Raw genomic sequence first — 22550 nt, 5'->3', positions numbered from 1 at the left:
GAGGTATTGCTGGGCCAGGCCGTGCTGCACCAATCCCCTGCCTCGTCGGAATGGACGGGGAAGTCGGCGGGTTTACCCGACGGCCGGCGGTCGGCGGTGTGACCTTGGTTGCCCCGGATCCCCCCAGGGGCGGCACGGGAAATGTCGGCAGTGGCACCTGACCATTAACCCTCCCACTGCCAGACGGGTCACTCACGTGACTTGCGGGCGGATTGGAAGGAAGTGTCGGCAGCGGAGTGGCGCTGTCGATCTCAGTGCCAGCCCTCCGTCTGGGCAGTGCTTCACCACGGTCCTCGGCCAGCGGAACCAGTCTTCCTGCCTCGTGGTCACGGCCGGACTCGGCTGGACTCGCTGTAGCAGCGCTCGAACCGCCGTTGCTGGTATCGGCCTGAGGGCTGCTGCTCCCGGCTGGCTGAATGTACCCAGAGCCATCGACGGGATTACGGGGATCCGGTGCCACAATCTGACCCGGCAGCGCCTTGAGCGTAGGCCGCTCCGCCACCCCAATGTTGTGCGCCGACCAAGAATACGACTCGGCAAGCTTCTTCATGAGCTGTGCTGCACGGGTGCGATCCGTCTCCAGCTGCTGCTGGGCCTCGTACGCCTGCTTCTGCGTAGGGCCACCGCTCTGCAGCGTGCTGCCGCTCTGGTCACCTTGCAGCGGCGGAGCAACAGCTCCCACCTGCCCCTTGTGATTGTTGAGGTAGGCGTCGAGCGTGGCGCGCGCCGAAGAGGACACCTCGGGCATCTGCCCGTGGACTTCGTGCAGCGTCTGAACGGCGTGGCCCATCCACTCACCAGCCGTACCACTGAGCTTGCCCACGCGCAGGATGGCGTTGACGAAGTCAGCGCTCCATGTGCGGAATGCCTCGCCGCCTTCACCCTCCCACTCGACCTGGCCCATGTGGACCCTGAGGGCCTCAGCAGCCTTGGTCAGAGCGGCGTCGGCCGCATTGAGCTTGAGCCCCAGGACAGCCGCCTTTTCGGGGTCCGCGTGCTCGACCATGGCGCGTAGCTGCTCATGCGACATCGACTCGAAGTTCGAGTTGGTGAACAGCCCGCTGGCCGGCAGCGGATTGATGAGAGGGCTGACAGGGTTGTTGGACGGGCTCGCAGGCCCCCAAGGCGTGGCCATCAGAACTCCACCTGGCTACTGCGGTTGCAGCGCTGGGTGTGCGAGTCGCTGGGCGATCCGAAGAGCTCCTGCGTACGGCGCTGCACCGCCCACATGCGTTCCTTGACCTCGATGTCGATGTTCTCGTAGCCCACCCGGGCACCGTGGACCGCCGTGCCCAGCGCTTCGATCATGTCGCTCAGGAGCTGGGAAAGAGTCTCCAGCTGTGAGTGAACGTTGTTGTACGCGCTGTGGAGAGAGTTGACCTCGGCGAAGTTCACGCCCATGAGGCCGGCCTCCAGCCGAGCCTCGGAGACTCGTGACGGCGCCGCCTCGGAGTCACCCAGCTCCGTCAGGACCTCATCGACCCGCCCCTTGAAGATCTTGAGCGACTGCAGCTCCGCGTACAGCTTGTCGCCCGCGCCCCCACCCGTACCCACGCTTGTCCCCTCCCGACTGGCTCAGTCCCATGCGTTGCCCCCGGGCTAAGGCTACTAACTGCCCATGACACACATCGCCCAGTTCCCCCGCGACACGCTTGACGGAGACAGGTCACCTGCCGAGCGCATGGAGACGGATCGGCGTCCTTAACGGAGCGGCAACAGCCAGTGGGCTTCGGACCGGTAGTCCGCCGGGGTGCAGGTGAAGTCCAGGGCGGTCGAGTCCGGTGGGGCGTTGATGTGCATCTTCACCGTCACCTTCTGGTGGGGCGCAAGCTCGTCCGGGAACCAGGGGTGATGGCGGTCCCACTCCGGGCTCATGGGGCCGTCGGGGGTGAGATCGCCCGGCGTGATCTTCTCTTTGCTACTGATGCCGTTCCAAGCCAGCTGAACGGACTTCTTCTGATCATTGACGTACGTCACCGTGAACTCGTACGTCACCTCGCCTTTCACCAGGGCCAGGTCGCCAGGGAGGTTCGGGATGCGACGGGCCGTGCCCACCGTCACTTTCACACCGTCCCGGTAGCGCGCCGTTTCACCCGGGCTCAGCGGAGCCTCGTACGCGCCGCCCTTCGAGACCAGATCCTCGGGCCTGTCGTTGACGTGAGACATCGCGTCGATGAACCACACCGTCAGGCCGAGGCAGACAGCTGCCGTGGGCGCGCCCAGAATGAGACCGACGAGTGCCGGGATGCGTCCATCTGTCTTGCCCTGCCTTACCTTCCTCCATCCGATCACGCCGCAGACCGTGGCGGCCAGACCCAGCAGGCCGGCCAAGGGAATGCCCCAGAGTGTGCCGGCGACCAGCACAGCCATCACGGCCAGCACCAGTGCCGCCATGCCGACGCCATTGAGCGGCTTGGGCATGAGGTCGGGGAGGTCCGGCAGCGGCTTCGTCTTCATGAGGTGATCACACCCCGCGACAGGTCGTCCCCGGGACCGCCCGCTCACTCAGGCGGCCTGAGTAGCCGTACTCAATCGGACCTCCACGACCGGAGCTCCGCTCACCCGGCCTCGTCGAAGGTCTCGCTGATGGCCTCAAGGAGTGCGGTGACGGTGTCGTTGTGAGGAGTGGGGACACCCACTCGGACGCCCGCGCGGACCACGGCGCCATTGCGGGCGTCGTATTCGAGCGGGCGGCCTGCGAGGCGGTCCCAGAGCATGCTGCTGCCGGACTCCGGCGGCATACGGAGGAGTCGTTCGATCACCCGGTCAGGGAGGTCGTCGGGCAGCCGCGCGCCCGACGCGTTGCCGACCAGCCACGCCTCTTCGACCAGCGCGCGGCCCAGGCGAGCGACACGGGGGTTGGCGAAGACCCGCATCCGGCGTGTGGTCAGGGCCGTGACGGCGCCGTTGGCGGCATTGAGGCACAGCTTCGCCCAGGCCGCCGGGGCCCCTGAGACCGTCACGCGCGCCGACCGGGATCCGCGTACCGCCGACAGGGCGGAGGCCCGGAACGCCTGGAGGGGCCTCGTTGTCAGGCCCGCCCGGTAGCGACCGAGGTCACGCGGCCGTGCCCCTCTTCACCCTATCGGGGACGGCACCAGATAAATCGCCCAACTCCCCGTCCGCAGCGCACTATTGTGACCTGTGGCGCACCTCGTGCGCCCCCTCCCACGAGGACGTGGATACATCTCCGGACGCTCGCCCCAGGGCGCCCGGCATGGGCGTCCTCCGGAGCACTCCCGGACAGGGTGCGCACGTAGGGAGGGGGCGCCCATGGGACGCCACCGGAAGAAGCCACTTCGCGAGCGGGTCTACGCGGTAATCCGCGAGTTCGGGAGGTGGTTGACCGGGCGGTGACCGGCAGTCCTCAAGGACACTGAGGGCTGACGGCCACACAGCCGTCCGATCTCTTTCGGTGGCCCTCGTCGCGGACTGTCCTCCGTGGCGGGGGCCTTCTCACGGCCGGGCGCCCAGCCGCTTGGACATCAAGTTAGCACCGGTGCAGCGCGTACCGCACCCATAACCGGGCATCGTCCAGTGCGCGATCGGCTCTGGTGCGCTCATAACGGCTGCTGTCGAATACGCAGGCGGGTTCGGGGCCGGGGCAAGCCCCAGCGGGTCCGCCGTCGTGTATCGACCCGTCTCTGGGTCGTAGTGGCGGTGGAAGTTGTAGTGGAGGCCTGTTTCTTGGTCGAAGTATTGGCCTGCGAAGCGGAGGGGGTACGTCGTGCTGTCCCTCGACCATGCCGTCGTGCCTCATAGTGTGGCGCGCGTACGCCACGCCGCTGTGCCTTGCTCGTCTATTTTCTAATCGAACTGATGGGAGACGACCCAATAGTCGTATTCCTCTGTCGTAACGCCGCAGATGTGCTTCCCGTTCAAGGACATTGCCACAAACTCGGGGTCGCCATCACTCTGGGGGTTCGAAGCCAAATCGGCACTATCGGACCATTTAACGGAAGTCCAGCCAATTTCCCGGCTTCCTCGTCCGGCGATGCTGATGAGAAAGCTTCCGTCGTCGGTGAATAGGGAGTTGTTAGACGCCTGAGTCAGCCATTGATGGTCCACTTCGGCAAAGGCGTGCGGAGATTTCTGGCTAATTGTTGCGGCTGGCGCGGTTTCCATGCCGGCCATGACCTTCCATGCTTGCTCCACTGTCGGGAGTTCTGGCCATGGAGTCGTGCCAAGCACCGTTAGGCCGCTGCTTGAAATGATCTGTAGCAGATATTCCCGGCTCGGCTCTGCCATTCTTGGGTCCCTCGCGCGCATTTGTAGTGGCTGTCGTTCAACTAAAGCCGTCCCGATAGCGATCCCCCCACGGGTTGGCTTACCCGGGCCCACGGTGCTCTTTTGCCACCCCTGACTGATCCGCCAACATATACAGCAAAGGTTATTCAAATCCTCTGCGCAATACGCGGTCTGGGGCAAATCCCGATTCTGTGAGGAAGTCCTCCAGTATGCCCTGGAGTTCCTTCTGCCCGATGACTGTCAAAATGTATCCCGGGGTTGGCGCATTTTCGACTTCCCGCACCAAGGCGGCCAGGAAGCCGCTGTCCAGGGAGAATGCGAAAGTGAACCATGGGCCGAGGTCATCCATGGATATGTCACGCGGCCCCCACAGTGATTCCAGTTCTTCGGTGGTTACATCCAGCTCCGCGATGTAATTTTGAGGCTTTCCGTGAAAGTCGGGAACGGCAATCCTTCTCACTGTGGCTTCGCCTTCAACAGCTCAGGCTGGATTCGTAACATGGGATGGCTCATGTGCTGGGGGCCAGGTTGCGCGATTCCATGCCTCTTCGAACTGACCGGGAGAAATGAGCGAGGCTGAAAACTCCTCGGGCCGCCAGGCCCGCGCCACGTGCCCCACGCGCGGCCGACGCAGCAGGTAAACTGCACGGTGTGCGGCGGACCCTGTTCGACCCGCACCAGCTCAATCTCCACGCCAGTCCTTTCTGGCCGTCATCGGGGCAGCACCAGGGCCTCTCTTTCCCCTTATTTTGCTTGAGGCCCCGCGCCAGGGTTGTCGCGAAAATTAAGCATCCTGCCCACCGCAAGGGAGAGTTCAAGCAACCGAGTGCGGGGCACGTCCGGAACCTTGAACTGTTTCTCCTGCATAAACTTCAGAAACTCCTCGGGGAGTCTGATCGAGTATCGAGTTACGTAGGAGGAAAGGTCAGTTCGCCATACGAACTCCCCGTCAGTCATGACGGATGAGCCCCCTGGAACTCGGAAAACATTCCCAATTACGTCGACAGTCGACTCCATGATGTCGAAAATTGGATGCCCCCCGTCCAGATACCGGGCCACATCCTCCCTTGCGTAGGAGACGTCACACTGCAAGGAGTCCTTGATTGGTTCCTTGAAGGTGCTCGGGTTATCGGGTTCCAGCTCACGGAAGAAGCCCACCGATTGCATGCTGTTCCTTTAGTAACATGGGGAGATATGTTCGCCAGTACCCACCGTCTGCGATTTGTGGTACTTGGCCGGGTCCGAGGACCGGATTGGTGCCGACTTTGTTTGTTGGCGCTCTAACAGTTACCCCCATCTCGTTGGCCAGTTGCTGGGCAATGCCAGATGAATCGGCTCCGGAATGACAAACCATGAGCCGCAATGGTCCGCCATTGTAGTGGGGGTTGTTCCTGACGGCGTCGACCAACTGACCTCCATTCACTTCACCCCCGGGTAGGTCCAGGAAGCCCCCTCTTGTGCCGTGGGCTACGACGTCGTGTTCACCGGCGTTGAGGACGTTCTGGAAGTTTCGCGTGCTGGCGCCGTCCGAGCCGATCAGTGTGCCTGTTTCGCCATGTGTAACGGGAGCGCCAGCAGGGATGCTGCTGTGCTCCATATAGTCCATCTGGCCCCCGCCGGGGCTAAGGCATGGAGACAATCCCAGTGGATCCGCCCACGTCAGCGGATTGTGCACATACGTCGCCGGGTTCGGGGCCGGGGCGAGCCCCAGCGGATCAGGGGACGTGTACCGACCCGTTTCTGGGTCGTAGTGCCGGTGGAAGTTGTAGTGCAGCCCCGTTTCTGGGTCGAAGTATTGGCCTGGGAAGCGGAGGGGGGTGTACGTCGTGCTGTCTCTGGACCAGGCCGTGGTGCCCCAGAGGGTTGAGCGGGTGTGCCACGCCTGCGTGCCCGACTCGTCTATCAGGTCCGTCGGGGCGCCGACCAGGTCCGTGACGATCGCGAAGAAGCGGCTGTCTATCTCGTGTTGCGGGGCGTCCGATGCCGATATGCGTTCGGTTTGCGAGATCGGGCGGAGGCCGTCGTGGTCCCACGTCAGCGTGACCAGGTTTGGCAAGGATCCCGTCGTCGTCTGTTCCGTCAGCGTTGCGCCGTCCCAGGTGAAGGTCACCTCCTCCGCCACATCACCCGCATCCGTCAGGCGCTGCTTCGCTATTCGGCGGCCCAGCGGGTCGTACAAGTAGCGCCACGTCACCCCGTCCGGCGTTACCACCGACCTCAGGCGGTCCTCCGCGTCCCACTCGTAGCGCCACGTGTCGGGCTTGCGGGACAGGCGGACCTTCTGGCGCAGGACCACCCGGCCCTGCGCGTCGTGTTCGTAGCGGACCGTTCCCGCGCGCTTGAGCAGTGTGCCGGAGTACGCGCGCGTGCCCTGTGCCTCCGTGCCCGGGTGTTCGGTCGGCCAGCTGGCCTGCGTCTGGTTGCCCGCCGCGTCGTAGGCGTACCGTTCCTGCCACCCCGGCGCGTCGACGGCCGTCACGCGGCCCGCCGCGTCCAGTTCGAAGCTGCGGTCGTTCATCGCCGTCAGGTAGCCGTCACGGCGGTAGGTGTAAGAGCGGTGCTGCAAGCGGTCCGCACCTGCCATCACCGACTGGGAGACCACCCGGCCCGCCGCGTCCCAGTCCGTCGTCAGGGTCAGGCCCTCGCCGAAGCCGAAGTGGCGGGCCACCTCCCTTCCCGCCGCGTCGTGTTCGACGTCGAACGTGCGGCCCGACGCCGTCAGCGACGTTCGCCGCCCCGCCGCGTCGTACGTCCACGTGCTGAGCGACCCGGCCGGAGTCACCCGCCGCGTCCGGCGGCCCAGCTTGTCGTACGCGAACGTAAGCGTCCGGCCGTTCGTCGTCTCGGACTTGGCGCGGCCGAGGCGGTCGCGGCCGTACACCAGCGTCGCGTCCGGGCCCGCGGCCTCCAGCAGGCGTCCGGCCGGGTCGTGGGCGTACATCGTCACCGCGCCGTCGGCGTTCTTCGCCACTACCCGGCCGAGCACATCGTGCTCGTAAGTGATCGTCTGGCCGAGCGCGTTCGTGCGGGCCGTCAGGCGGCCGGCCGCGTCGTGGGCGTAGGTGAGCCTCCGGCCGTCGAAGTCCGTCTCCGCAATCAGCCGCCCCGCCGGGTCGTAGTCGTACGACCATGCCAGGCCCTGGGGGTTGGTGACCCTCCGGAGCTGGAGCCGGTGGTCGTGGGTGAACTCGTGGCGGACGCCGTCCGGGCCCGTGCGTGCCGTGAGGAGGTCGAAGTCCGTGTACTCGAACGTCGTCACGCCGCCCAGGGCGTCGGTGTGCGCCGTGCAGTTGCCCTCACCGTCGTACGTCCACGTCTCCTCCGCGCCGTCCGGTGCGATGCGACGGGCGAGTCTGCCCTCGACCGTCCAGGAGAGGCGGGTCGTGTTGCCGACCGGGTCGATGACGGTCGTCACGCGGCCGAAGGCGTCGCGCCGGTAGCTGGTCACGCCGCCCAGCGGGTCGGTGATCTCCATGGGGAGGCCGGCCGCGTTGCAGCGGACGCGCGTGACGTTGCCCAGCGCGTCCGTCACCGCGGCCGGGTGCCCCAGGCCGTCGTACGCGTACGTCGTCGTCACGCCCGCCGGGTCCGTGACCGAGGTGCGGTTGCCCGCCGCGTCGTACGTCTGGTGCCAGGTCGCGCCGTCCGGGCCGGTGAGCGTCTCCGGCAGGCCCAGGTCGTTGTACGCCACCGTGCTCTCCCGCCCGTCGGGGCGGACGACCGCGACCGGGTTGCCTTCGGCGTCGTAGCGCAGCTCCGTCGTGTGGCCGAGGGGGTCGGTGCGGGAGAGGAGGCGGTCGTGGCGGTCCCACTGCGTGACAACCGTGGACCCGGTGGCGTCGGTTTCCGACACGAGCTGGCTGCGGGCGTTGAAGACCGAGCGGGTGGTGTCCCCGAGGGCGTCGGTCAGTGTGGTGACGCGCAGGCCCGTCTCGGGGTCCGGCTCCCCGTACTCCAAGGTGCAGCGCATGTGCCCCTCGGTGCCGGTCTGGAAGACGCAGCGGTCGAGGTCGTCGTACACATACCGGTAGCCGCGGCCGTTCCGGTCGGTCCAGGACGTGATCCGGCGCCGGTCGTCGTAACCGAAACGCAGCGGCAGGGACGACGAGTTGACGACGTCCGTCAGGTTTCCGTCCGTGTAGCCGTAGCGGATCAGCTCGGCGTCCGAACCGTCGGGGGCCGCCGAGGCGAGGTGGAGGGCGGTGATGCGCCCCGACTCGGTGCTGATGCGGATGCGGTAGCTGGCGCTGTGCGTCAGGGCGAGCGGGGTGCCGTGGTCGTCGTACTCGTAGGTGATCCAGTGGCCGTTGCGGTCGGAGACCTGCTCCAGCAGCGCCACCTCGGGGCGGCTGCCGGGCGCGAAGTGCCAGGTGAGTCCCCGCTGTGGGTCCTTGATGACGTACCCGCCGTCCTCGGCGGGCTCCAGGGGCCAGCGAGGACCGTGGGACGGGAGGGTCGGAACGCCGGGGGCCGGGTGCGGATAGGTCAGCAGCCTGCCGTCCTCGCAGACGAACACCACGCCCTCGGAGTCGACTTCGAGCCGCTGGTCCGCCGTGCTCGCCCACGAAGGGCCGAACCAGCGGCCCGCCGCATAGCCGGACTGGGCCCGGCGGGAGAAGGCCAGCGGCAGCGCCGCGGGCAGATGGGCGTCGGTCTGGGGCAGGAACATGTAGCCGGTGGCCAGGTCGACAGGGTCGGTGCCGTTGGTGCACTTCTGCCCGTCCGACTGGCCGGCGCTCTCCGGGTTCTTCTCGGCCTGCTGCCTCGCCGCCCCCTTCTCCCCGGAAGCCGCCCCCTTCTCCACCCCGGCAGCCGCCCGTTCCCCCGCCGCCGCCCCCTCCCGCGCCGCCGTGCGTTCCGCCGCCGACGCCGCGGCCGTGCTGCCGCCGCCCGTGGCCACGGCCAGGAGGACGGTGCCGGCGAGCTTGCCCGCCGCTTCCGAGGGGTCCGAGCCCCAGCCGGTGCCCAGGAGCGCGGCGGGGGCGCGTTCCGGGTGGGAGGCCAGGGAGAGCATGCCTGCAACAGAGTTGTTCAGACCGCCCAGGTAGTCCGCGGGGTGGGTCATGTTGTACGGGTCGGCCGGGTTCATGGAGCGGGCCATCTTCTCCATGTCCGTCGCCGCGCGGATGCCGCCGCCCGCGGCGTGCAGCAGCTCAAGCGAGCCGCCGTCGGCGAGGTCCAGGGCGTCGCCCTTCATCCGGTCCGAGAAGGAGGGCTTCGCCGGGGCGTGCGCGACGGCCGCCGCCACCTTCGAGCGGGCCTCGCCCGCCGCCGTGTCGCGCTGCTTGCGCGCCTCGGTCAGGATGCGCCGCGCCTCGTGCACGTCGGCCTCGCCGACCTTGCCCGGCTTGTCCGGCTTGGGGCCCGGGTCCTTGCCCTTCTCCAGCGTCAGGTTGTAGACGACGACCTTCGCGTTGTACGCGTCGACCGCCTTCTTCTCCGCCTCCTTGGCCTTCTTGTACAGGCGGACGGCCTCCTTGGCCTGACCCTGCGCCCACTCGACCGTGTGCGCGTACGCCTCCAGCGCGCCCGCGGCCGCCTCGCAGGCGTCGGCCGCATGTGCCCACTGCTGCGGGTGCTCGACGAACTTCGTGGTGAAGGCGTCCGCGCCCTCGCCCTTCCAGTCCGTCGCGCGGATGCGCTGCAGGTTTCCGTGGATGCCGTCGAACGCGGTGTGGAAGCTGCGCAGGTGCTTGGCGGTGGCGTTGATCTTCTTGACGTTGCCGTGGACGAGCTCCTCGGCCTCCTCGCTCTCGCCGAGCTGCCGCTCACCGACGTGGGCACCGAGCGCGGAGGCCGCCCCGTCGCCCCAGTCCTCGACCGTGTCGGCCGCGCCGTGCGCACCGGCCGCGTCCAGGACGTCGCCCACGGCCTCGGTGCCCGCGTGGACGGCCTGGCCGAGCTTCTTCTTGCCCTGTTGGAGCTTCTTCTCGCCCCACTCACCGGCCGAGTTGAAGGCGTGTGCGGCCCCGCTGAATATGTCGCTCATCAGTCCTTGTCACTCACTCGAGCCGCGCGCCTGCCGGTACGCCATGCCGAACGGGGTCACCCCGCCCGTCTTCGCGCTGTCTTCCAAGTCCTTCGCCGTCTGCGACCACACCTTCTTCGCCTGCTCGCCCTGCTTCACGAAGGAGTCGGCGCTGAAGTCGGCATCGCGGGCCTGCGTGTACGGGTTGTCCGCCAGCACATCGCCCCACGAGGTCTTCTCCACCTGGTCGTCCGACAGGTGCGGATTGCCGAAGGTGGCGTTGGCGGCGACCTTGAGGGTCTTGGAGATGTAGACGTCGCGCTCGTGGTAATAGCCCGCCGCCAGGCCCACCCGCTCCGCGAACTGCTCGGCGTCGCGCATCAACGCCCGTACACCCCACTCCCAGCGGTCGCAGAAGTCATTGAAAGCCGAGGTCAGGCCGTCGTGGCCGGTCTCCACGCCGGTCAGCGACAGCTCCGAGAAGCCGCGGCCGACCGCAGCCTCGCCCGGGGTGCCGAGCGATTTCAGCTCGCCGATCGCGTCGTTGATGCCGTTCTTGATGCCGTTCAGCGATTCGTTGTCCGCCTTGAGCTGCTTGCCGCTCACCGCGCCCCCTCCTCGTCCACGTGCGCGTACACGTTGTCCGGGTCGTCCAGCGCCACCGCCTCGGGCACCACACCCGTCACGGGCGGGAAGAGCATCGGATGCGGACTGCCCACGTCCAGCGCCACCCCGGCCGGGACGCCGAGGGCCGGTACGACCACGTCCAGCAGCCGCGCGCCCCACACGGAGCGGTACTCCCACTCGCGGCGCGCGTCCGCCTCGCCGCGCGCCGCAGCGAACCGGCCCAGCGCCGCCTCGTCGGTGAACGCGCACACCCATCGGATGCCGTCCTGCACGACCGTCCACAGCCCGCCCGCCTCGTCCAGCGGTACGAGCACAGCCGTCCGCCGGAACTCGCCGATGAGGGCGGACGGATTGCCCCGCGCGGCGTGCACCGCGGCCACCTCTTCCGTCAGCCGCCACGCCGACACCGGCACACCACTCGCCTCCCCGGCCCCTCGCCCCGCTCCATGCCGCCCGGCAGCGTATCGAACAACATGGCGACAACATGACTGCAAATCGCACCGATTTCGACTGTGAAGCGAATGTCCGTGCCGTTACCGTGAGTTCTGTTCGACCATCACGACCGGGGGATCTGATGACGGAACAGCAGCAGCAACAGCACGTGCAACAGCAGTCGCAGGCCCCGAGAGGCCTCGCCGAACAAGCCCTCGCCCTCGCCCGTGGCGACGTCACCTCCCGCGCCCTCGTCGAGGACGCCCTGCGCCGCATCGCCGACACCCAGCCCACGCTCAACGCCTTCCGCCGGGTGCGGGCCGAGGCGGCGCTGCGCGAGGCCGACGAGGCCGACCGGCTGCTCGCCGCCGGGGAACGCGGTCGGCCGCTGCTCGGCGTGCCCCTCGCGGTCAAGGACGACATGGACGTGGCGGGGGAGCCGACCGCGTTCGGCTGTGCCGGGGACTTCCCGCCGCAGCACGCCGACAGTGAGGCCGTACGGCGATTACGGGCCGCAGGTGCCGTGATCGTCGGCAAGACCAACACGCCCGAACTGGGGCAGTGGCCCGTCACCGACGGGCCCGCCTTCGGGATCACGCGCAACCCCTGGAGCCTGGAGCACACACCGGGCGGCTCGTCGGGCGGGTCCGCGGCGGCCGTCGCCGCCGGGCTCGTGCCGGCCGCGCTCGGGTCGGACGGGGCCGGGTCGATCCGGATCCCCGCCGCCTGGACGCACCTGGTCGGCATCAAACCGCAGCGCGGCCGGGTCTCGACCGCCCCGGCGCGCGAGGCCTTCCGGGGGCTCACCGCCGACGGCCCGCTCGCCCGTACGGTCGCGGACGCCGCCCTGCTGCTCCACGCCGTCGCCGGTTCGCACCGCGGTGATCTGCACCGGCCGCCGCCCGTCGACCTGCTCGCCGCGGCCCGGCGCGAGCCGCGCCGCCTGCGTATCGCGCTCTCCTTCCGGCCCGCCTTCGCAGCCGTACGGCACCGGCTCGACCCGGTGGTGCGGGATGCGACCGTCCGCATGGCCGAGCGGCTGGAGTCGCTCGGGCACGAGGTGGTCGAGGAAGAGCCGCGCTACGGGCTGATCGGCCTGTCGTTCGTGCCGCGCTCGATGGCCGGGGTGCGCGAGTGGACCCGCCGGACGCCGGACCGGGCCCTGCTGGACCCCCGTACGCACGTCAACGCGCGCGGCGGCCTGCTCTTCGGCGGCGAGGTGCTGCGCGCGGCCCGCGCCGCGGAGGGGCCGCTGCGGCGCCGGGTGGGGGAGCTGTTCGGCCGGTACGACCTGGTGCTCACCCCCACGACCGCCTGTCCGCCGCTGCGCGTCGGGGAGTTGACGGGGCTGGGCAGCCGCGAGACGAACGAGCGGATGATCGCGGCGTGTCCGTATGCCTGGCCGTGGAACGTCCTGGGGTGGCCGGGCGTGAGCGTGCCGTCCGGGTTCACGGCCTCGGGGCTGCCGCTGGGCGCGCAGTTCCTCGGGCCGGCTGGGAGCGAGCCGCTGCTCGTGTCGCTGGCCGCGCAGGTGGAGGCGGCGGAGCGCTGGTACGAGCGGTGGCCGGAGGGGTAGGGCTCCCGGGCGGCAAGGCCCGCCGCGGCCGGTTCGACGGCCGAGCGCAGCACGGTCGGCGAGCGCAGCCGGCGGGGGCGGTCGGGGCCCGCCGGCCGCCAGCGGATGACGCGCGGGTCGTAGACGTTCCACTCCTCGGCCGGCAGGACGGTCACGCCGACCCGTCGCCGGGAGGTGCGGGCTCTTGAATACGTCATACGTATGAGCTTCAGTGGGCCGCGAACAGCGAGGTCGACGGAGACGCCGACGGAGACAGCGAGGTGGGCGCGGCGATGACCAGCCGAGTCGTGGTGGTGATGGGCGTGGCCGGTACAGGCAAGTCCACGGTCGGCCCGCTGGTGGCGGAGGCGCTCGGCGTCCCGTACGCCGAGGGGGACGACTTCCACCCCGCGGCAAACGTCGCCAAGATGTCCGCGGGCATCCCGCTGGACGACGCCGACCGGGCCCCCTGGCTCGATGCCATCGGTGACTGGGCCCGCGGGCGGGCCGCCCTCGGTGAGGGCGGCGTGATCGGCTGCTCCGCCCTCAAGCGTGCCTACCGCGACCGGCTGCGCGCCGCCGTGCCGGGGCTCGTCTTCCTCCACCTCACCGGCGACCGCCTGCTGATCGCCGCCCGGATGGCCGCCCGCAAGGGGCACTTCATGACCCCCCGGCTGCTGGACTCGCAGTTCGCGGCCCTGGAGCCGCTGGAAGCCGACGAGACCGGTGCCGCCGTGGACGTCGCGCCGGAGGCGACGGTCATCGCGCAACGGGCCGTCGCCGCACTGCGGCGGCTGTGACCCGCTGACCTCCTGTATCCGACAGCCCCCTTCCACCTTCGAGGAACGCCCGTGAGCACTCTCAGCGTCGAGATGCTGTCCGCGGCCCCGCCGCCCTCCGTGGTGGGCGGGGGTTTGTGATGCTGCTGTCGGTGGTGGTGCAGGGGCCCGCCCTCGGTAGCGCCTGAGGGCGGGCGAGCCGCCGGCGGCGGAGATCAGACCCCGGCGAGCTCCGCCAAGTACGGCGCCACATCCGCCGGATCGTCCGTGGCCAGCCCCACGTATCCGTCCGGACGGATCAGGAACAGCCCCGTCCCGTACGCCTCCTTGATGTGCCCGTGCGCGTCGACGACCTCCGGCATGCGGATCCAGTCCGCTTCCGGCGCCTGCACCGGCGTCCCCGTCAGGTTCAGCAGCGTGAAGTGCGGCCCCCGGAAGGCGTCGAACAGCCGCATCGCCGCCCCCGCCGGGGTGCCGCACGGCGCGTCCGGCGCCCGGTCGCCCGCCTGCAGACCGCCCTCGGGGATCTCCCGGCGCAGCTCCCGGCTCAGCGGGCTCTCGCGGTAGCCCAGGGTCAGCTGGTGCGTCTCCTTGCCGCGTCGCTGCGGCCCGCGCTCCGGCACACGGTCCGAGGCGTGGATGCGGCTGCTCAGGCTCAGCACGTCGGCCGCGACCTTCGAGCGCTCGGCGTCGTAGGTGTCGATCAGGCTGTCGGGCGCGCCCAGGCGCAGCACGGCGGCCAGTTTCCAGCCGAGGTTGTAGGCGTCCTGGAGGCTGGTGTTGAGGCCCTGGCCGCCCGCCGGGGAGTGGATGTGGGCGGCGTCGCCGGCCAGCAGCACCCGGCCCGTGCGGAAGCGCTCGGCCATTCCCATGCGCGGCCGGAAGGCGGAGGACCAGCGCACCTCGCCCACCGTGAGGCGCAGCCCGGAGCGCTCGGCGACGAGGCGGCCGATGTCATCCGGGGTGAGGGCCTGTGCGGCTTCGAGGGCGCCCTCCGCATCCGGGAAGGAGGCCATGACCTGGGTGGTCTCCGTGCCTTCGAACGGCCGCAGGGCGAGCAGGCCGTTCTCGGCCCACATGTGCCAGTGGTCGCGGTCGATGTGGGGCCGGTCGGGGCCTTCCAGGATGACGTCGGCGACCAGCATCGGGTGCGGGTCCACCACCTGGGTGCCGGTCATGGGCACGCCGAGGGTCCTGCGTACGGTGCTGCGGCCGCCGTCGGCGGCGACCAGCCATGCGGCCCGTACGGTCTCGGCGGTGCCGTCGGCGCGCCGCAAGGTGGCCGTCACACCGTCCGCGTCGTGGGCGAAGCCGGTCAGTTCGGTGCGGAATTCCACGTGTCCGCCCAGCTCTTCGAGGTGGGCGGTCAGGACCTCGACGGTGCGCCACTGCGGGACCATCCACGGCACGGGGTAGGGCACACCCGGTGAGGCGTCGGCCGGCACGACGAGCTGACGGACATCGGTGCGCTCGGTGCCCCTCCAGTTCTGGACGAGCGGGACCGGGCCGCCGGCGGCCATCAGGGCCTCGACGGCGCCCAGGTCGTCCAACACCTCCAGCGTGCGCGGCTGTATGCCCGTGCCGCGCGAGCCGGGGAAGCCGCGCTCGGACTGGTCGACGATGCGGTGGCGTATCCCGCGGCGGGCCAGGTCGATGGCGAGGACGAGACCGGTCGGACCGGCGCCGGCGATGAGAACTTCCGTTTCCACGAGGGACCCCCAAGTGTGCTTAACGTTGTTAAGTTCGTGCTGTGCCCAGACTGAACTGAACGCCGTTAAGCTGTCAAGGTGGGAAATCGAATCGACCGTGCCCTGGTGGCCGAAACCGCACTGGGCCTGCTGAACGAGGTGGGCCTCGAAGGCCTCACCCTGCGCAGGATCGCCAAGGAGCTGAACGTCCAGGCACCGGCGCTGTATTGGCACTTCAAGAACAAGCAGGAGCTGCTCGACGAGGTCGCCACGGAGATGTTCCGGCGGATGTCCCGCCCGATCGTCGACGTCGGCCGCACCACCTGGCAGGAGTTTCTGGCCGAATACAGCCGCATGCTGCGCAGCTTCCTGCTCGGCTACCGCGACGGCGCCAAGGTCTTCAGCGGTACGCGCTTCACGGACGACAGCTACGCCGCACCGCTGGAGCGGATGATGACCGTTCTCGTGGACGCCGGATTCCCCCCGCGCGCCGCCGCCCACGCGTTGCACACCGCGCACACGTACACCGTCGGGCACGTCATCGAGGAGCAGTCCGTACAACCCATGCCCGGCGGTGAGCGCGACCCCGCCTACGACCTGGCCAACCGTGCACGCAAGTTGGAGGGCTACCCGCTGGCCGCCGAAGCCGGGTGGGCGTTCTTCGGCGACCTCGACGAGGCCTTCGAGACGGGCCTGCGCATCGTCATCGCGGGCATCGAGTCGACGCTGACGCCGACCGCCGCGCCCTAGTTACCCATTCGGGAGCCGCGCCCGTCCAGCGCCCGGCGCAGCACCGGCGTCAGCCGCCGCTCCACGCACACGTGCAGCGCCCACGCCAGCGCCAGCATCAGGGCGATCGTCAGCGCGAACGTGGCGGCCGACGGGATGCCCAGCTTCCGGTGCAGGCCGCCGATCACCACCCAGCCCAGGTGCTCGTGCACCAGGTAGAAGGGGTAGGTCAGCGCGCCCGCGAAGGGCAGCCAACCCCAGTTCGCCCAGCGGACCTTGCCGAGGGCGACGGCCGCCACGGCCGCGTAGCCCAGCGCGAGGACGGCGATGATGACGTAGGGGGAGCGGTAGGAGAAGTAGTGCGGGTTCGGCGGGTGCCACAGCCCCGCCACCGCGTAGTGCTGGCCGAGCAGGAAGCTCACGCCGACGATGCCCCAGGCGAGCGCGTCGTGCCCGAAGCGGTGGATCAGGTAGAGGCCGATGCCGCCGATGAAGTACGCCGAGTACTCGGGCATGAAGACCACCCGCAGAAACTCCAGGTGGGAGGCGGTGGTGACGACCGTCATCAGGGTCCACACCGCGCAGAAGAGGATCACCCGGTGCCGGGTGGCGCCGGGCAGCACGACGAAGAGCGCAAAGAGGGCGTAGAAGCGCAGCTCCGCCCAGAGCGTCCAGCACACCCCGAGCACCCGGTGGGCGCCCACGGGCTGCTGGAGCATGGTCAGGTTGACCAGCGTGTCGCTGGCGGAGACCGTCTTGTACGCCACCCACGGCAGCGCGAAGGCGAGGGTGACGAGCACGATGGCCGCCCAGTAGGCGGGGTAGAGGCGGGCCGCGCGGGAGGCGAAGAAGGAGCGCAGCGGGCGGCCCCAGCCGCTCATGCAGATCACGAAGCCGCTGATGACGAAGAAGATCTGCACCCCGAGGCAGCCGTAGGCGAAGGCCGTGGACAGGTGCGGGAATGCGTGCCGGGGCGAGACGCCCCACGCCTGGCTGACCTCGCCGTCCCGCCCGCCGTAGTGGTACAGCGCCACCATCAGCGCGGCGATCAGCCGCAGTCCGTCCAGGGCGCGCAGCCGGGTGTGCGACGCGCCCGGTGCCGGCCCGGTATGTGCCCGCCCGGCACCGGAGACGGCGGGTTTCGGGGGGTGGCCCAAGAGCGTCCCAGGGGTGTTCCCCTGCGCGGGCCTGGCGTCCTGCGGTGCGGCGGGGAGTTCCGTGTCGGGCCTCACTGCGGCCCTCCGTTCCGGGTCTGGGTGCCGCTCGGCCGCCGTGCGAGGCGCCGTCGCACCGCCCGCGCACGGCGGGCCACTCTGCGGACGGCGGGATTGCGCGGCAGGAAGGCGAGTTGGGAGGGGATCGCGCCGGGGAGGGCGAGCGCGGTGAGGCGGCGGCGCTTGAAGTAGCGCCGGGTGCGGGCGTTCAGGTGCGCGGCGAGGTAGCGCTCGGCGGCCTGGCGCAGTCCGGGGTGGATCTGCGGCTGCATCGCGTAGCCGACCGCCGTCAGCAGCCCGCTCAGGTGTGCTTCCGCGACCGGGGGCCGCTGCGGGTGGTCGAGGTCGGGCAGCAGTGCGTCGACGAGGGTGACGGGCACGCGGTTGCTGTTCTGGTACGGGGTGAGGCGCTCCAGCAGCAGTTCGGTGCCGCAGCGGGCGACGGGCAGGCCCTGGAAGGCGCGGGCGGTGAAGAGCGCGGTCGAGAAGCAGGCGACGACGAGCGCGGGCCGCAGCCGCTGGCACACCACTTCGGCCAGGACGGGCGTGTCGAGGACGGTCAGGGACGCGCCGAGCCGCTCCGCCTCCTCCTCCAGCAGCCGCGACCAGCGGGCGGGCGCGATGGGGTGCGGTTTGAAGATCACGTCGCGGTGGCCGCGGCGGACCGCGCCGCGCAGCATCCGGGCGTGCAGCCGCTCCTCCTCCTCGGGCGTGAGGATGTCGAGCGCCGACAGGTACTGCCCGAGCAGCAGCGCGGCCCCCTCGGGGACGTCCGGCAGCCGGCCGGCGGTGGCGTCGCCGAGCTCGGCCAGCACCTTGGTGAAGGCGTCGTCGGGGACGATCTCCGCCTCGACGCCGAACTCCGTGAGCAGCAGGGGCGCAAGGCCCGGCACCAGGTCGAGGTGGAGCAGGCGGCGCACGCGCGTGCCGACCAGCGGATCGAGCTTGCTGCGGGTGGGGCCGTAGCTCATCAGCCCGTCCGCGTAGACCTCCAGCGGGGCGTCGGGGAAGAGCTGGGCGACGGCGAGGGCGGGGTTGACCTGGATGGACTCCAGGACGATCTCCACCTCGTCGTCGCCGAGCCCCCACAGCAGCCGCAGGTGCCGCTCCCACAGCGGGACGTCGTCCGGGCGCGGGGACCAGCCGCCGGGGTGGAAGGGGCTGATCGTCTCGTTCCAGGACAGCACGCCGTCGAAGCGGGTGCGCAGCCGCTCGAAGCCGGGGGCCCGGTCGAAGGCCGGCGTGGTCTCGGGCGTGGCGGCGGTGTTGGCGACGAGCAGCAGTCTGCGGTCGGCGGGCGCGAGCAGCCCGGCGTCCAGGGCGGCGGCGAGCGTGGCCGCGCCGTAGAGGGTGGAGGCGAGGAGGATCTGGGTGCGGGAGCGGGCGCCCGGCGCGGCGGGCATCAGGCGGCCGCCTCGGCGGCCATGGGGCGGCGGCGCACTCGGCGCAGCCGGGCGGCGCGGTCGTCGTCCATGGAATTCAAGGCGTCCTTGAGGAGATCCTGCGGCATGCGTTTCATGGCTGCTGCACTCATCGAACGCAGTGTTCGGGCGACGGCCGGTTCGAAGCGCTCTATGGAGCCGAGATGGTGGGAAATGATGGCGCAATACGTGCGGACGGCTTTGGGGAGCAGCCGGTCGGCGTCCGGATCCCGCGAGGTCTCGTCGATCACCTGGTCGAATGCCCGGATGAAATCGAGTTGGCGTACGTCGCCGATCTGTGTGAGCGAGGAGGCGACGCCGCGCCGGTAGAAAACGCCGAGGAGTCCGGCGACCGCGAAGGAGCGCGCCTCGCGGTGCAGCCGCCAGATCCACGGCCGGTCCTCGGCGGTGCGCAGCCCGTGCCGGAAGTGCAGCAGGCCGTCGTCCAGCAGGCGCCGGTGGTAGATGCCCGCCCAGGCGTAGGGGTAGTCGACGGAGGTGGAGCGGTCCGCGGGCAGTATCGCCTCGCGCGGCCGGAGCACGACGCCCCGCCTGCCGGTGGGCACGCGGTGGATCGTGCGGGTGCGCCCGGTGCACTGCACGTGGTCGGTGCGCACGAAGTCGACGTCCAACGACTCGATGGCCGAAAGCAGTTGGGGGTAGTAGCCGGGCGCCAGCCAGTCGTCGCCGTCGAGGAAGGCGATGTACTGCCCGCGGGCCGCGTCCAGCCCGCTGTTGCGGGCGGTGGCCAGACCGCCGTTCTTCTCGTGCCGTACGAGCACGGCCCCCGGGAGCTCGCCCGCGGCGCGCTCCAGGATGCCCGGCGTCCCGTCCGTCGAACAGTCGTCGACGAGAATGAATTCGAAATCCTCACGCGCGTTCGCACGTAGACTTCGGAGTGTGTCGGGAGCGTATGTCTGTACGTTGAAGAACGGCACGATGACGGAGAGCTTGACCACTCCCGAGACCTTAGGCGGCGCCCCGGCATTCGTTCTGACGCCGGGCGTAAGTGAAGGTGAACGAAGCGCGGCGGAATGATGAACCGGCCCTGCGCGTCAACTGATTCGCCGATCGTCGGTGTGCTGTTTACCGGCTGTTGAGCTCGCGTTGGGCAACGAAACGGAATCCATTTCTATCGTCGGCGACGTGCCATCACGTACCGATTCCCCGCTGCGTATCGCGGTGCTCGCGGACTCCGACACCCGGTGGAAATGGGGGGCGCTCACCGCCCGCCGGCTCGCCCCCGGCGGGCCGCTGGACGGCTTCCTGCTGCGGGGGCGCGCCACCCCGACCGTCCGCCAGCTCGGCGAGGTCGGCATCCGGGCGGACTCGCTGCGCGAGGTCACCGGCACGGACTTCCTGCGCACGGCCGGCCGCGCCCGGTACGACGTCGTGGTGCTGGCCTGCGTCGGGGGCGCCGTCCAGGCCATGCTGCACGGCCTGGCCCACGCGTGGCGGGCCGAGGCCCGGCGGCCCGTTGTGGTCACCGGCTATGTGGGCGTCGTCTACGAGAAGCTCGCCGACGGCCTGCTGCTGCGGCACGGCGCGGACGTCGTCCTCGCCAACTCCCGTCACGACGCGGAGCGTTTCCGCGCCGTGTACGCCGGAGCGGGCGCCCCGCACGACAGCGTCACCGAGTGCGCCCTGCCCTTCCTCGGGGGCGCACGCTACGAGCCGGGGGTCCAAGGGCGCCCGTACGCCGTGGTGTTCGCCGCCCAGCCGTCCGTGCCCGAGACCCGCGCCGACCGGCAGTACCTGCTGGAGCGGGCCGTACGGCACGCCCGGCTGCACCCCGAGCGCGAGGTGCTCATCAAGCTGCGCAGCAAACCCGGCGAGCACACCACCCACATCGAAGAACTCCCGTACCAGAAACTCGCCGCCCGCCTCACCGGCGGCCTGCCACCCAACTGCCGCCTGTCATATGGGCACATGGGGGACGTGCTCGATTCCACCGACCTGCTGGTCACCGTCAGCTCCACTGCCGCCCTCGAAGCCCTGCACCGGGGCATCCCCACCGCCGTCCTCACCGACCTCGGCATCCGCGAGCCCCTCGGCAACCACCACTTCCTCGGCTCCGGCTGCCTCACCTCCTGGGACCGGCTCGACGCGGGCCTGCTGCCCGACCCGGACCCCGCCTGGACCGCCCGGCAGGGCGTCGCCGCGGACGGCACGTACGAAAAGGCCTTCGATGCCGCCCGTGAGCGCGTCGCCGCCCTCGCCGCGCACCCCGGCCTGCCGCCGCTCGCCCCCTGCTACACGGCCGGGACCGCCCCCGGCTACCTCCCCGCGATCCTTGCCCGGCACGGCCTCGGCCCCGACGGCCGCCCCCTGCCCGGACGCCGCGACCCCGACCGCGCGGAGAGCGCCCTGCGCCGCGCCACCCGCGGCGCCCTGCGCGACGCGGCCCGCGGCGCCTACCGGCACGGCGTCCAGCGCGTGGCGCCCGTCATCCGGCGGCTGGGGGAGCTGTGACGGCCGCCCCGATCGCACACCACCCCAAGGAGCACACCATGTCCGCACCGACCGCCGTGCTGGCCGTCATCCCCGCACGCGGCGGATCCAAGGGGGTGCCCTCGAAGAACCTCGCCGCCGTCGGCGGCATCCCGCTCGTCGCCCGCGCGGTGCGCGCCTGCCGCGCCGCCCGCCTCGTCACCGACGTCGTGGTCTCCACGGACGACCCCGCCATCGCCGAGACCGCCCGCGGCGCGGGCGCGGTCGTCGTCCACCGCCCCGCCGCCATCGCGGGCGACACGGCCACGAGCGAATCGGCGGTGCTGCACGCGATGGACGCGTACGAGGCGATGCACGGACGCACGGTCGGCACGGTCCTGCTGGTGCAGTGCACCAGCCCGTTCCTCACGGCGGAGGACGTGGACGGGGTGGCCTCCGCCGTCGTGGAGGGCGGCGCGGACAGCGCGCTGACGGTGGCGCCGTTCCACGGCTTCGTATGGCGGGACCCCGGGCACATTCAGCCCGTCCGGCGTTTGGGGACCGGGAGCCCGGGGGCGGAGCCCCCGGTTTCGGGAAGGGGCGGGACCGGGGAAGGAGCCGCCGGAGGCACCGGCGTCAACCACGACAAAGCCCACCGCCCCCGCCGCCAGGACCGCCCCCAGGACCTCCTGGAGACCGGCGCCGCCTACGCCATGGACGCCAATGGCTTCCGCACCGCCCGCCACCGCTTCTTCGGGCGGACCGAGCTCGTACGGACCGACGCCGCCCGGGTGCTGGAGGTCGACGACCCGCACGACCTGGCCCGCGCCCGGGCACTCGCGCCGCTGCTCGACAGCGGGCTCTCGGTCCTCCCCTCCCGCGCGGACGTCGACGCCGTCGTCCTCGACTTCGACGGCACCCAGACCGACGACCGCGTCCTCGTCGACGCCGACGGGCGCGAGCTCGTCGCCGTCCACCGCGGCGACGGCCTCGGCGTCGCCGCCCTCCGCCGGGCCGGGCTGGCGGTGCTGATCCTGTCGTCGGAGACCAACGCCGTCGTCGCCGCCCGCGGCCGCAAGCTCGGCGTCCCCGTCATCCACGGCAGCGAGCACAAGGACGTCGCGCTCAAGCAGTGGTGCGAGGAACAGGGCATCGCCCCCGAACGCGTGCTCTACGCCGGCAACGACGTCAACGACCTGCCCTGCTTCGACATCGCCGGCTGGCCGGTGGCCGTCGCCGACGCGCACCACGCCGTGCGCGGCGCCGCCCGGGCCGTGACCGCCACGCCCGGCGGCCACGGCGCCGTCCGCGAGATCGCCACCTGGCTGCTGGGCGCGGACCTCGCCTCCGACGCGCCCGTCCAGCCCGCCGTCCCCGCCCCCTCGCCGTCCCCGGACGGCGACCTCTGAACCGGCCCCTGCTTCCGCCCCTTCCCCTTCCCCCTCACTGAAGGAACAGC

At 70.4% G+C, this 22550-nt stretch carries 18 protein-coding genes and 2 pseudogenes; 6 read left to right on the top strand and 14 right to left on the bottom strand.

Features of this window, described 5'->3' with window-relative positions:
• Positions 1 to 754 precede the first annotated feature (754 nt).
• Positions 755 to 1015, top strand: a complete 261-nt coding sequence (locus FHS39_RS03545) for a hypothetical protein (protein WP_184346232.1) — start codon at positions 755 to 757, stop codon at positions 1013 to 1015.
• A gap of 119 nt (positions 1016 to 1134) precedes the next feature.
• On the opposite strand, the gene FHS39_RS03540 is transcribed toward FHS39_RS03545, so the two are convergent.
• The 9 genes and pseudogenes from FHS39_RS03540 to FHS39_RS03500 all read right to left on the bottom strand — a co-directional run bounded on the left by FHS39_RS03540 (position 1135) and on the right by FHS39_RS03500 (position 11250).
• Complete coding sequence (locus tag FHS39_RS03540) at positions 1135 to 1554, bottom strand: hypothetical protein (RefSeq protein WP_184346231.1); 420 nt, start codon at positions 1552 to 1554, stop codon at positions 1135 to 1137.
• 147 nt (positions 1555 to 1701) lie between these two features.
• Positions 1702 to 2457, bottom strand: a complete 756-nt coding sequence (locus FHS39_RS03535; RefSeq protein ID WP_184346230.1) for a DUF4190 domain-containing protein — start codon at positions 2455 to 2457, stop codon at positions 1702 to 1704.
• A 101-nt stretch (positions 2458 to 2558) separates the two neighbouring features.
• Entirely contained in the window at positions 2559 to 2963 is a 405-nt protein-coding gene (locus tag FHS39_RS03530; RefSeq protein ID WP_184346229.1) for a ketopantoate reductase C-terminal domain-containing protein, read from the bottom strand.
• 616 nt (positions 2964 to 3579) lie between these two features.
• Positions 3580 to 3804, bottom strand: a pseudogene (locus tag FHS39_RS25940) (RHS repeat-associated core domain-containing protein); the annotation flags it as partial.
• A gap of 3 nt (positions 3805 to 3807) precedes the next feature.
• Positions 3808 to 4248, bottom strand: a complete 441-nt coding sequence (locus FHS39_RS03520) for a hypothetical protein (protein WP_184346228.1) — start codon at positions 4246 to 4248, stop codon at positions 3808 to 3810.
• A 142-nt stretch (positions 4249 to 4390) separates the two neighbouring features.
• Positions 4391 to 4708 carry a hypothetical protein gene (locus FHS39_RS03515; protein ID WP_343069338.1) on the bottom strand — a complete coding sequence of 106 codons (318 nt, stop codon included), beginning with the start codon at positions 4706 to 4708 and terminating at the stop codon, positions 4391 to 4393.
• Positions 4709 to 5389: 681 nt separating this feature from the next.
• Positions 5390 to 10237 carry a putative T7SS-secreted protein gene (locus tag FHS39_RS03510; RefSeq protein WP_184346227.1) on the bottom strand — a complete coding sequence of 1616 codons (4848 nt, stop codon included), beginning with the start codon at positions 10235 to 10237 and terminating at the stop codon, positions 5390 to 5392.
• Positions 10238 to 10246: 9 nt separating this feature from the next.
• Positions 10247 to 10822: a hypothetical protein gene (locus FHS39_RS03505; RefSeq protein ID WP_184346226.1), complete on the bottom strand. Its 576-nt coding sequence runs from the start codon at positions 10820 to 10822 to the stop codon at positions 10247 to 10249.
• Positions 10819 to 11250, bottom strand: coding sequence for an SseB family protein (locus FHS39_RS03500; protein ID WP_343069372.1), 432 nt, complete (start codon positions 11248 to 11250; stop codon positions 10819 to 10821). Before FHS39_RS03500 ends, FHS39_RS03505 begins: the two co-directional genes overlap by 4 nt.
• A gap of 167 nt (positions 11251 to 11417) precedes the next feature.
• Here FHS39_RS03500 and FHS39_RS03495 point away from each other — a divergent pair, with 167 nt between their 5' ends.
• Complete coding sequence (locus FHS39_RS03495) at positions 11418 to 12851, top strand: amidase (RefSeq protein ID WP_184346225.1); 1434 nt, start codon at positions 11418 to 11420, stop codon at positions 12849 to 12851.
• Here FHS39_RS03495 and FHS39_RS25245 read toward each other — a convergent pair.
• A pseudogene (locus tag FHS39_RS25245) lies at positions 12800 to 13024 on the bottom strand (GntR family transcriptional regulator); the annotation flags it as partial. The gene FHS39_RS03495 and the pseudogene FHS39_RS25245 overlap by 52 nt on opposite strands.
• A 99-nt stretch (positions 13025 to 13123) precedes the next feature.
• Between FHS39_RS25245 and FHS39_RS03490 the strand changes: the two are divergent.
• Positions 13124 to 13630, top strand: a complete 507-nt coding sequence (locus FHS39_RS03490) for a gluconokinase (protein WP_184346224.1) — start codon at positions 13124 to 13126, stop codon at positions 13628 to 13630.
• A gap of 194 nt (positions 13631 to 13824) precedes the next feature.
• On the opposite strand, the gene FHS39_RS03485 is transcribed toward FHS39_RS03490, so the two are convergent.
• A complete protein-coding gene (locus tag FHS39_RS03485; RefSeq protein ID WP_184346223.1) occupies positions 13825 to 15318 on the bottom strand; it encodes an FAD-dependent monooxygenase in 1494 nt (497 codons plus the stop codon).
• A 78-nt stretch (positions 15319 to 15396) separates the two neighbouring features.
• On the opposite strand from FHS39_RS03485, the gene FHS39_RS03480 reads away from it, so the two are divergent.
• Positions 15397 to 16047: a TetR/AcrR family transcriptional regulator C-terminal domain-containing protein gene (locus FHS39_RS03480; RefSeq protein ID WP_184346222.1), complete on the top strand. Its 651-nt coding sequence runs from the start codon at positions 15397 to 15399 to the stop codon at positions 16045 to 16047.
• On the opposite strand, the gene FHS39_RS03475 is transcribed toward FHS39_RS03480, so the two are convergent.
• From FHS39_RS03475 to FHS39_RS03465, 3 genes are read right to left on the bottom strand one after another with little or no spacing between them, the layout of a single operon-like run.
• Positions 16044 to 17258, bottom strand: a complete 1215-nt coding sequence (locus FHS39_RS03475) for an acyltransferase family protein (protein ID WP_184346221.1) — start codon at positions 17256 to 17258, stop codon at positions 16044 to 16046. The genes FHS39_RS03480 and FHS39_RS03475 overlap by 4 nt on opposite strands.
• Positions 17255 to 18643, bottom strand: a complete 1389-nt coding sequence (locus FHS39_RS03470) for a polysialyltransferase family glycosyltransferase (protein WP_184346220.1) — start codon at positions 18641 to 18643, stop codon at positions 17255 to 17257. Before FHS39_RS03470 ends, FHS39_RS03475 begins: the two co-directional genes overlap by 4 nt.
• Positions 18643 to 19620 (bottom strand): glycosyltransferase, encoded by a 978-nt coding sequence (locus tag FHS39_RS03465; RefSeq protein WP_184346219.1) that lies wholly within the window; start codon positions 19618 to 19620, stop codon positions 18643 to 18645. Before FHS39_RS03465 ends, FHS39_RS03470 begins: the two co-directional genes overlap by 1 nt.
• Positions 19621 to 19807: 187 nt before the next feature.
• Here FHS39_RS03465 and FHS39_RS03460 point away from each other — a divergent pair, with 187 nt between their 5' ends.
• Entirely contained in the window at positions 19808 to 21133 is a 1326-nt protein-coding gene (locus FHS39_RS03460; RefSeq protein ID WP_425507728.1) for a DUF6716 putative glycosyltransferase, read from the top strand.
• Between the two features lie 38 nt (positions 21134 to 21171).
• Entirely contained in the window at positions 21172 to 22500 is a 1329-nt protein-coding gene (locus tag FHS39_RS03455; RefSeq protein WP_184346218.1) for an acylneuraminate cytidylyltransferase, read from the top strand.
• Positions 22501 to 22550 lie beyond the last annotated feature (50 nt).

The sequence above is a fragment of the Streptomyces olivoverticillatus genome (assembly GCF_014203555.1).
In the GTDB taxonomy this organism is placed as follows: Bacteria; Actinomycetota; Actinomycetes; order Streptomycetales; family Streptomycetaceae; genus Streptomyces; species Streptomyces olivoverticillatus.
This window is presented reverse-complemented; position numbering and strand designations above follow the sequence as displayed.

What these genes read in the sequence shown, in the direction of transcription:
- FHS39_RS03455 (WP_184346218.1), top strand. Translation starts at nt 21,172, where the DNA reads ATGTCCGCACCGACCGCCGTGCTGGCCGTCATCCCCGCACGCGGCGGA.
- FHS39_RS03520 (WP_184346228.1), bottom strand. Translation starts at nt 4,248, where the DNA reads ATGGCAGAGCCGAGCCGGGAATATCTGCTACAGATCATTTCAAGCAGC.
- FHS39_RS03490 (WP_184346224.1), top strand. Translation starts at nt 13,124, where the DNA reads ATGACCAGCCGAGTCGTGGTGGTGATGGGCGTGGCCGGTACAGGCAAG.
- FHS39_RS03470 (WP_184346220.1), bottom strand. Translation starts at nt 18,643, where the DNA reads ATGCCCGCCGCGCCGGGCGCCCGCTCCCGCACCCAGATCCTCCTCGCC.
- FHS39_RS03510 (WP_184346227.1), bottom strand. Translation starts at nt 10,237, where the DNA reads ATGAGCGACATATTCAGCGGGGCCGCACACGCCTTCAACTCGGCCGGT.
- FHS39_RS03535 (WP_184346230.1), bottom strand. Translation starts at nt 2,457, where the DNA reads ATGAAGACGAAGCCGCTGCCGGACCTCCCCGACCTCATGCCCAAGCCG.
- FHS39_RS03495 (WP_184346225.1), top strand. Translation starts at nt 11,418, where the DNA reads ATGACGGAACAGCAGCAGCAACAGCACGTGCAACAGCAGTCGCAGGCC.